Raw genomic sequence first — 3,771 nt, 5'->3', positions numbered from 1 at the left:
TATATTTGATTATTATGATATTTCTCTTGAACAAGTGTCAAAGCAAAGCACAAAAACATCCAAGAGAAAGATTATGGCTTGTATGAAAAGCAAAATTAAAGATGGAATAAGTAATGAGATTATCCTACCCTTTCTACAATCTAAGATAGATAGAAAAGAAGCAAGTGTAAATAAAGGTACTTTTATACTGCCTGATTCAGATGATTTTAAGCTAAGTACAATCAATGTTAGCTTCGATAAATTGGATGAGACACTTCACATCGAGTCTCCAACTTTAATACAACAAAGCTCTATCGTTAGCTACTTCTTTAGTAGTATTGGTTTGACTGGTCGTGACCGCTATATACTTGATGGTGGAACTAAAAAGATTATAACCTCAAAGTTAGGGCAGAGCAATAGAGTTTTGAAATTTAGAACATGCTTTGAGGAAGGTTGWCTAATCGACATTAATGGTACACTATGGTCGTATAAGAAAGGCCGGGGGAATAAAACAATAATCGGCGTTAAGTCTATTTTTTCGAATACAAAAACTAGTTTTAAGCAATTGGGAAACGTTAAAGAGCTGCAGCTACATTGCTCTTTGACTGATAGAACGAGTGCTGGGAAGTTAATTAAGTTTTATGAGTGATTTTTATGATCGAAAATGAAATAAAAAGAGTTTACTCTAAGTATGAGACTTATGCTAAAGTTTTGAATGATAAGACCTTAGCTGATATTAGGCTTTTGAGAGATACATTGGAAACCGATATTGCCAATGCTAAAAAAGAGAACAGAGTCTTACGTATTGGTGTTGTTGGTCAAATTAAACGTGGGAAATCATCGTTTCTAAACAGTTTACTTTTTGATGGTAAATCGGTTCTCCCTAAAGCTGCGACACCAATGACAGCAGCACTTACTAATATTAGTTATTCTAAACAGCCATCTGCAACGATTGAATTCTACAGCAAAAAAGAGTGGCATAAAGTCCTAGAAAAAGCTTATGAGGTAGAGCAAGAAGAAAAAGTTTATAACGATAAACTCAATGAGTTTAGATTATCAAAAGAATCAGGTCGTAAGCTTCAGAAAGGTGTTCGACCACCAAAAAAACCAATTTATTCTGAAGAGTCTAAAGCTTGTTTTGAGCTTTATCAGATGGTACTGAGTTCAGGCTTAAATGTGGATGAGTATCTTGACACCAAATACTTTGTTGATGGTGAAAATTCTAATGAGATGTTAATCGCTGACTTAACACCATTTGTGGGTGCTCAAGGTAAGTTTGCTCCAATAGTCAAGAGTTCATCATTAGCATTGAATCTTTCTGGACTGAAAGATATTGAAGTTGTTGATACTCCTGGTATGAATGACCCGATAGTATCGAGGGGCAGACGAACACAGGAGATTCTTGGACAATGTGATGTTATCTTTTTGCTTAGCTACTGTGGACAGTTCTTAGATAGTCAAGATATGTCGTTGTTGGCACAAAGCATCCCTAATAAGGGCATTGAAGAGATTATTTTAATTGGTTCACTTTTCGACAGTGCTTTGCTTGATGAATACAGCAATTACGATTCTATTCAACAAGCTTTGCCTTCTTTAACCGCAAGCTTAAGTGATCAAGCTCAGTCGGAAGTTAATGCTGTTTGCCGCCAGGATGAACTGAATAACGGTGGTCAGTCACACTTGATGCAAACTCTGCAAAATGCTTTGCCACCTATTTTCATTTCTTCTCGTTGTTATGACTTAGCAAGGAAGGGTGATGATCTAAGTGAAGAAGAGCAACACACTCTAAACCGTATGAACCAAATGTTTGATGGCTTTACTTTTACGCCCCAAATTTTAGAAGCGGTAGCTAACTTTAAGAAAGTCCATTCTAAGCTGCACTCTGTTCGTGAAAAAAAAGATAAAATAATGTCGGAACGCCTTGATAATATTACAAAAGGGGCTGAGCGTGATCTATTACACAAACTAACGGTTATTGCTGATGATATTGCTAATAAGAGAAATAATCTTGAGAAAGGCGATCTAGTAGAAGCCCAAAAGAAACAAGAAGAGTTGGCTAAACGTATCAGTGCGGGTAAATCGCAAGTGAGCATGGTTTTCGATAAATACCGAGTACAGATCGAAAAAACACTACATAAAGTAGAGCAAGGTATAAAGCAAGACTCACTTTCAGTTAAACGTGTTAATTCTCATACAGGTAGGCGAGAAGAGGCATATACTACCTCGCGTGAGGTCTATGATCCTGAGCTATTTAGTCCATCTACTTGGTTTTCAAAGAAGACGGTTTCTAGTACTAGTTATAGAACAGTTAATTACACCTATGCGAATGTTCAAGATGCTGTTCAAAAGTTGGAAGACTTTGTAGTCGAGACTAGCGATAGACTATACCAGTCAAGCGCTCAAGCTATCAACATTAACCAGTTCCGTGAAGATATCAAACAAGCAGTAAAAAGCTTGTTTGATTTTTCTGATCCTGATTTCGATCCTGAAATGATACTGCTTCCTTTAAGTAACTCTGTTGACAGAATTACGATTCCAACAATTAGTTTGGATCTAGACCATCATATCAACTCTATTAGACAACAATTTTCTGTAAATGAAGTTGAAGGTGATGAAATCGAGAAACTTCGAGAAGAACAGGTGAGAGTGGTGGGCGTGTTGCTAACTGAGATCACTCAGGAAGTGAATAGATGCGGCTCTGATATGCTTGGTAGGATCTCAAATGAAGAGCAAGAATTTCTTCCTTCTCTGATAGGCGATTTGCAGTCTAATGTAGAGCAGCTTAGTATAGACTTAGAGAACAAGGAGCATGCCTTAAAAGAGTACAGCGATATCATTGAAATGATTGAGGAAGATAAGCGGAAATTGAGTTGTTAATGGTTATTTAGAGTCACGTTTAACCTCCTGATAGTAGTGAAAGATAGTTTAAACGAACACGACTAACAGAAAGCAACTTGGGTAGCCACCATTGAATGACCCAGCTACTTTAAACGTGATTGGAGTCATATAATTTAATAGATAATTAGGTGCGGAATAATAGATCCAACACGTATTGCTCAGAGGTTATGTAAACACCAATACCAATAAAGTAATCAAGCCATCAGTGGTTTTTTTGTGAACTGTAAGGTTAAATATAACCAATTCTGATGAGAAATTGTCTAATGAAAATAGTTATTCATGAGAGTTTTTAATATTAAAAGTCGGGAAAGATATGCCAATAAAACCACCTGGAAAATCAAATATAGCGTGTAAAGGATGTGGTTATATTCTATCCGATAGACAAGCATTTTTAATCAAGATGCGTGTAAAGAAGTTTGTATGTCCTAAATGTCGATCGGACAAGATTACGCTCATTATGTACTAACTAAAAAGACGTTTCATTAAGCGTATTTATGGTCCTTTTTCGAGGCTGTGCAAATACACTTTACACCTAAGCCCGTTTTTAACGCTGATGCAAGGTACATATCTTAGCGTATGTACCTTGCTAAACTGGAGCAACGTATTGCAACCAGTCAGTATCCACACTCACACCAACGGATACACAGGATCGCCCCAGGTGGCGGTGTTGCCTTCCATCATCAATTCAATGGTTAAACCGAGTTTCCGCACCTAATTTAGGAATAAACCGCTTCGTATAACTGACCCAACAATTTCAGCAATCGTCGTTGATGCTCTCGTACACCGGTAATGAAGCTCTGACCGTCGAGTTCGAGTGTGTCGATCCCTTCAAATTTTAAGAATACCCAACGTGCCGTCGGTTTAGTCGTTGTTTTGTTCTTCACCATGCTTGGG

The 3,771-nt window shown here is 37.3% G+C and carries 2 protein-coding genes and 1 pseudogene; 2 read left to right on the top strand and 1 reads right to left on the bottom strand.

Annotated elements, in window-relative coordinates; all coding sequences use genetic code 11:
- Both BZG81_RS15660 and BZG81_RS15310 read left to right on the top strand, forming a co-directional pair.
- The coding region (locus BZG81_RS15660) for a hypothetical protein (protein ID WP_158011859.1) at window positions 1–628 on the top strand (628 nt) is incomplete at its 5' end.
- A 5-nt stretch (window positions 629–633) separates the two neighbouring features.
- Window positions 634–2,856, top strand: coding sequence for a dynamin family protein (locus tag BZG81_RS15310; protein WP_077677806.1), 2,223 nt, complete (start codon window positions 634–636; stop codon window positions 2,854–2,856).
- Window positions 2,857–3,593: 737 nt separating this feature from the next.
- Here the strand turns inward: BZG81_RS15310 and BZG81_RS15535 are convergent.
- A pseudogene (locus BZG81_RS15535) lies at window positions 3,594–3,771 on the bottom strand (IS1634 family transposase); the annotation flags it as partial.

The organism is Salinivibrio sp. MA607 (genome assembly GCF_001996245.1).
Classification (GTDB): Bacteria; Pseudomonadota; Gammaproteobacteria; order Enterobacterales; family Vibrionaceae; genus Salinivibrio; species Salinivibrio costicola.
Note: the sequence above shows the minus strand (reverse complement) of the source record. Positions and strands in the feature narration are given on the sequence as shown.